This window comes from Alloprevotella sp. Lung230 (genome assembly GCF_014385435.1).
Classification (GTDB): domain Bacteria; phylum Bacteroidota; class Bacteroidia; order Bacteroidales; family Bacteroidaceae; genus Alloprevotella.
Map to the genome: position 1 here is coordinate 48973 of NZ_JACSUD010000017.1, position 6886 is coordinate 55858.

3 protein-coding genes and 1 tRNA gene are annotated in these 6886 nt (G+C 51.0%); all 4 read right to left on the reverse strand.

Going from position 1 to position 6886, the window contains the following annotated elements:
• Positions 1-15: 15 nt before the first annotated feature.
• Complete coding sequence (gene pfkA, locus H8527_RS08655) at positions 16-993, reverse strand: 6-phosphofructokinase (RefSeq protein WP_187547417.1); 978 nt, start codon at positions 991-993, stop codon at positions 16-18.
• A 16-nt stretch (positions 994-1009) separates the two neighbouring features.
• A tRNA-Gly gene (locus tag H8527_RS08660) sits at positions 1010-1082 on the reverse strand.
• 470 nt (positions 1083-1552) lie between these two features.
• Positions 1553-3169: a RagB/SusD family nutrient uptake outer membrane protein gene (locus tag H8527_RS08665; RefSeq protein WP_187547419.1), complete on the reverse strand. Its 1617-nt coding sequence runs from the start codon at positions 3167-3169 to the stop codon at positions 1553-1555.
• 29 nt (positions 3170-3198) lie between these two features.
• Positions 3199-6318, reverse strand: coding sequence for a TonB-dependent receptor (locus tag H8527_RS08670; RefSeq protein ID WP_187547420.1), 3120 nt, complete (start codon positions 6316-6318; stop codon positions 3199-3201).
• Positions 6319-6886 lie beyond the last annotated feature (568 nt).

Genomic DNA, 6886 nt, shown 5'->3' on the forward strand with positions numbered 1-6886 from the left:
TATTATAGGCTGTTTTTAGATACTGAGTTCATCCAAAACTTTGATGAGTTGTGGATCCATTTTTTTTCGTTCTTGTACGGCTTCGATAAAAGGAACGTAAACAACGGTGTTGTTGCGGATGCCCACCATAACATTACGTTGACCTTGTACGAGGGCATTGATGGCCCCTACGCCAACCCTTGAAGCAAGAATGCGATCGAGCGCAGAAGGCTTTCCACCACGCTGAAGATGCCCAAGAATAGAAACGCGTACGTCAAACTCCGGATACTCCTTGTTGACACGGTCAGCATAATAAAGTGCACCACATTTCGGACTTTCACTGACTATGACCATACAACTTTTCTTTGACTTACGAATACCACGTTCCATAAATTCAATGAGCTGGTCGGCCCCGGTAGAGTCTTCGGGGATAATCGCAGCTTCCGCACCTCCCGCAATGGCGGAGTATTGAGCCAAGAAGCCGGCATCACGCCCCATCACTTCAATAAAGAAAATACGTTCATGAGAGTTGGCTGTGTCACGAATTTTATCCACACAATCCATTATGGTGTTGAGTGTTGTATCATAGCCGATAGTATTGTCGGTTCCGTACAAGTCGTTGTCAATAGTGCCGGGCAAGCCTATACAAGGGAAGTCATACTCCTCGGCCAACATCATAGCACCTGTCAACGAGCCATTTCCACCAATGACCACCAAGGCATCAATACCTTCGCTTTTCAGTACATCGTAGGCACGTTTACGTCCTTGTGGTGTCATAAAATCCTTAGAACGTGCGGTGCGTAAAATTGTACCGCCGGTTTGGATGATACCCGACACATCTTCAGTGGTAAAAGTCTTGATTTCTCCGTGCATGAGACCTTCGTATCCACGATAAATCCCTTTTACCTTGAAACCATTGCAAATGGCACTGCGTGTCACAGCGCGAATGGCGGCGTTCATACCCGGCGCATCTCCACCAGAGGTGAGCACGCCAACGCATCTAATCTTTGCCATAAAATCACTATTTAGGAGCGGCAGACGGGGCTCGAACCCGCGACCCTGGGCTTGGGAAGCCCATGCTCTACCAACTGAGCTACTGCCGCAATAATATGCTGATGAAAAATAATAGGCACGCTCTTGAAAAAATAGGGCTGTCCATTCGTTTCCTCTGCAAAAGTAACACTTTTATTTTATATGCCCCAAATTCTGAGAACTTGTTTTTTGTTTCTGTGGGCAAAAAAGAGGTGCGGAAGCGAAAAATAGAGGGATATTCACCCATTTTTTTCTTCCACACGCCTTTCTTCCGACCTTGAAACAGGTTAGTAGATGAAGACCCGCTTGTAGTAGGAGCGCCCCATCTGAACTGCCTTTAAGAGGTAAATTCCTTTTGGTATAAGTAGGTCTTCAAGAAGATGAAGGACACAAAGTACAGTGTCATTGGAGCAAACGAGTTTTGAACGCAATCATTGGAGGAAATGAAACAAGAGTAAGTGAGTGTGGTTGATATCAAAGCAACGCCCCCACACCATTTAAAGGGCGTGGGAGCGTGCAATTTCAGAAAGAACAGCAAAGATTAGTAGCCGTCGTTTTGCTTGAGCTTAGGATTGCGGTCGATGGCCGATTGCGGAATGGGGAAATAGCGGAAAGTAGGCTTGAAGAGACGGTCTTCAATCTTAATCCGGTTGCCACTAACGGTGCAACGCAGTCCAGGGGCAGTGGCAGCATTCATATCGATGGTGCCACTGATGCGGGTGAGCGTTTCGTTGAGCACCTTCATTGCCAGCATCTGGCCGGAGGTGTCTTTCCAACGCACGATGTCGGCACGGCGGAAACCTTCGCCCGCCAGTTCTACGGTGCGTTCCCGATGGATTACTTCGCGCAGGGCATCCTTTGTGGCATAGCGTGTGCGGTCCACAGCGGGCATCCCGACACGAGTGCGGAGCTGATCAATGAGATTGTAGACTTCGGTCGAGGGACCATTGAGTTCATTGAGCGCTTCGGCGCGGGTGAGTAACACTTCGGCATAGCGGAAGAGGATGACATAAGGGTCGGCCGACCACATATCGTCATATTGCTTAAGAGGAGCTGTGTACTTCGCCCAAGTGAGTCCTGTCTTCGAGGCGTTGTCGGCCGCTTCGGGAAAGTTGGTGTTGTTCTTTCCGTTAATCACTTTGTCGAGCGTGTTGTAGACACCGCCCCAGTAGTCGCAACCGGGATAGAGAATACTCATCGCCATGCGTGGGTCACGTTTATTGAAGGGATGTGTGGCATCATAGAGGGGAGAGTCTTCCTGAGGAAGGCCATCCTCCATCGGATAAATCTCCACCAAGTGTTGTGTCGGGACAACCGATGACCAACCGCCATCGCCATTGTTGTAGAACTGCCCAATGGTGTACAGCGAGTGCTTGGACTTCTCGTGATCTTCGCCTACAATGATTTCTTTCGAGTTTTTGCCTTCGAGAGTGAAAATCTTAGCATAGTTGGGGTCGAGTTCATACTGGCCGAGGGCTATAATCTCTTGTGCTGCATCGGCAGCCTTTTGCCAGTTGCCACGATAGAGGTGGGCACGCATCTTGATGGCCAGTGCCGCCCCTTTGGCAATACGGCCGCGGGCGGCAGGTCTGTCGTTGAGCAGCGTGATGGCGCGATCGATATCTTTGTCGAAATAGTCCCACACCTCAGCTTCCGTGTTGCGGGGTACTTTGGCGGCTTCGGCATTCTGATACTGGTGTTCGATGATGGGTACACCGCCATACCAGAAGTTCATGTTCATGTAGGTAAAGGCACGGATGGCTAAGGCCTGACCGAGGAGGTTGTTCTTCACCTTGTCGTCAGAGATTTTGGCCTTATCGATGTTGTCCACAACGTTGTTGCAGGCCGAAATCTGCCAGAAGTCGTAAAGGCTGTTGCCGGGGCTGGTGGCTGTCCAGAGGCCGTTGCCCATCATCTGCCCACCTTCCCAAGAGAAGTTGTTGTAGGCAATGTCGGAGGCTGCGTCCATATAGAGCACATTGGTGTAGAGATTGCCCCAGCCCTGATAGCAGGTGACGAGGAACTTGTCTACCTCGTCGGCATTCTTCCACGTGGTGGCAGGCGACAACTGGTCGTGAGGCACAGTGTCAAGAAAATCGGAGCATGAAGTCACACCCAAAGAGAGGAGTGCGAGGATGCTATATACAATGCGTTTCATAAAGGTATCAGTTTTGATGTAGGGAAACATTAGAAAGTGATGCTCACGCCCAGCGAGTTGGTCATAATGAGCGGATAGCTCGACGCGCGTTCGGAGGAAATCTCGGGATCAATGTTGATTTTCATCGCATCAATGGTGAAGAGGTTTTCAACCGAGTAATAGAAGCGTACCTTGCTCATGCCCAGCGGGGCACTGATACTCTGCGGTAGCGTGTAGCCCAGCTGGAGGTTCTTCAAGCGAAGGTGGGAAGTATTGGCGAGCCAGAAGTCACTCATCACGTTGGAGGGGTGGCTGGGAGACACGCGGGCGTCGGAAACGCGAGGCATTTTGCCGGCATTGCCCTTGTAAGTCCAAGACTCGCGCCAGATGCTGGCTGGGTGAGAGTTGTCGCCGCGGAAGTCGCCATAGACTTCGGAGTTCAAGACACGTGCACTCTTGGCAAAGCCCGAGAAGATGGCTTGAAGGTCGAAGTTTTTCCAACCGGCGTTGAGTACAAGGCCGAAGTGGATGGCGGGCGTAGTGGAGTTGCAGAGTTTGCGGTCGTCGGTGGTCATGGCCCCATCGCCATTGGTATCGGCGTAAATCAAGTCACCAGCCTTAAACTTATACTTTCCGAAAGGATAGCCGGGTTTGCCGGAATACTTGTCCATCCAGGCTTGGGCTTCGGCATCAGTGGCAAAGAAACCATCGGCGTGGTACATGTAGTAAGAGTTGTAGGCGTGCCCAATCTGGTTGCGCTGATTTCCAGAGTTAAGGAACTCGACACCGCCGAGGTTGAGCAGTTCGTTGTGGTTGAACGAGATGTTGCCTTGTGCACCAAACGTCCAGTCGCCCCAACGGTTGTTGTAGCCGAGCGAGATTTCAACACCTGTGTTGCGAAGGGCACCCACATTGTCGTAGTAGTCGCCGAGAGCAAATTCTTTGGGAGCAGGCACTTTCATGATGATGCCCGTGGTCTTCCGGTTGTAGAAGTCCACACTACCAGTGACGTGCTTGAAGAGTTCGAAGTCTACACCGAAGCCCCAAGTCGTGGCTTTTTCCCAAGAGATGGTGCTCACCTTGTAGCTGCCTTGATAGTAGCCCGGAGTCACCACGCCGTTGAACACGGCTTTCCCATCGATGTTGTAGAGGTTGAGAGAAGGATAGTAGTCGTCTAGAGCGTCTTGGTTGCCGAGTTTACCCCATGAAGCACGAATCTTCAGGTAGCCCAGCCAGTCGCGGGTGTTTTCCATAAAGTGTTCTTCGCTGATGCGCCAAGCACCGGAGAAGGAGGGGAAGTAACCCCAGCGATGTCCTTTCGAGAAACGAGAGGAGGCATCGGCGCGGAGGTTGGCTTCAAAGAGGTATTTGCCCATCAAGTCGTAGTTGATGCGGCCGAACCAACTCAACATGTTTAGTTCGCGAGAATAGCCACCATTTTTGCTGGTCGAGGCATCGCCCGCGTTCATGTCCGTCACGTCGTTATTGGGGAAGTTCTTGCGCTCACCGGTCAGTTCATCGTAGTCGAACTTCTCAGCATGATAGCCGCCCAACACTTTCAAGCCATGTACGCCCCATTGCTTGTCGTAGTTGAGAAGCACGTCCACACTGGTACGAGCGCGGTTGTACTGCCCTTGTCCGAGGTTGTTGGGCGAAGTTTCTTTGTTGGGATTGTAGCGAAAGTATTTGAGGAACGACCGCTGGTTCTGCGTGAGGTTGAGGTGCGCCACCTTCACGCTGGCCACCAATCCTTCCATCAGTTTGTAGTCCAGACCGAGGTTGAGGTTCGTGTTCTGCGTCTTGGTGATGACGGGTTGCTTCGCATCGAGCCACGCTATGGGATTGCCATCGCCGATGGTGCCATAAGTGCCATCAGCCTTGCGTGCGGCAATCCACGGAGCAATGATGTTGAGCTGGCGAATGATTTGGTCGGAACCGCGGCCCACATAGTTATTGTTGGGGTCATCGTAGTCGTTGTTGATGAAGTTGAGCCCGGCATGTCCCGTGAGACGTGGAGAGAAGGTGAAGTCGAGGTTGGTGCGGATGCTGAAGCGCTCGCGGTTGGAACTTTCGAGGATACCTTGTTGATTCATGTAGCCTGCCGCAGCCATATACTTCACCGTCTCTGTGCCGCCCGTCACGTTGAAACTGTGCGAGTGTTGTACGCCGGTTTTGAAGGCCAAGTCATACCAGTCAGTGTTGGGATAGTTATCGGGGTCGCTGCCGTTGCGGAACTTTTCAATTTCGGCCGCAGTGAAGCGTTCGGGTTTACCATTGTCCTTGAGGGCAAAGTTGAGCATTTCTGCATATTCCGCAGAAGTCAAGCGCTCCACAAGACGAGTGGCATTGAGGAAGCCCACATTGCCGCTGTAGGTCACAACGGGCTTGCCCACCTTACCACGCTTGGTCGTAATCAGGATGACACCATTGGAAGCCTTCGAACCATAGATGGCGGCCGAAGCTGCATCCTTCAGCACCGAGATACTTTCAATGTCGTTAGGGTCGATGGAGTTGAGGTTGTTGGTCTCCACACCGTCCACGAGGATATAGGGCGAAGCGTTGTTGAGCGTCCCCACGCCACGCACACGAATCGTGGACCCATCGGCACCGGGGCGTCCTTGTCCGGCAGTGACGCTCACACCAGGCATCAAGCCTTGCAAGGCTGACGACACGTTTTGCACAGGACGGCTTTGCAAATCTTCGCTCTTAATTTGAGCCACCGAACCCGTCAGATTGGCTTTGGCCTGCTTACCGAAACCGACCACCACTACTTCGCCGAGGTCCTTGTTGTCCTCCACGAGGGTGATACTCAGAGGGCTGTCGCTCACGGTCACTTTCAGGAGTTGGTAGCCGATGTAGTGAATGGAGATTTGCTTGGCGCGCACATTGGAGAGGGAGAAGCGACCGTTGTTGTCGGTCATGGTGGCGTTGCGCGGATTGCTTTCATCGCGCACCACCGCTCCAGGCAGCGGATTGCCCGCTGTATCATGCACCGTTCCGCTCACCTTCACGCCCGTCTGTTGAATGGCTGCCGTGCGCAGGGAGGTGGCTTGTGTCGCAAGCGCAGTGGCGGGTGAGAGTTGCACGAACCCTGCACACATCAAGCAAAGTGCAGTGGAGAGCTTGACGGGAATACGTCCGCTCAGCCATCGAGGATTGGTTGTACTCATGGTTGGTTTGTTTTAAGGTTGATAATAAAAAGGTGTTATTCTTGGTCTCTCAAAGGGAGAACTAAGGTTTGTTGCGTGCAAATATAAATGTTTTTGTCTAATACACAAAGCAAAACTACCTAAATTTTCACCTTTGGGGACGTATTTTATTAAAAAGGTCGTATTTTCTCGGACGTTGTCAAAAAAAAACGCAAGCCGATAGCAGCGCAACACCAACAACATAGAATTTGATTTTCTACAGCATAGAAGTTTTTTGGGAAACTATTGCTGTACGCTAAACTTGGATTATCCTATCTTTTCGTTTGCCCGGACGAGCCGTGCTCCAATAAAAACAAGACTGCACCAACGACAAAAGTTACTTTCGTCAAGGATAAACTATAAACCAAACTTTGAATTACATAAACCAAACTTTGGTTTATATAAACCAAGGCTTGAATTACATAAACCAAGGTTTGGTTTATAGATTACTCGTTAGCTTTTCAACTTTTCTTGCTGAAGCAGCCAACTTTTTCTTTCTGGCAGACGAGATGCGGCACTTAATATAAAGAAGAGGGTGGCGGTACACCAT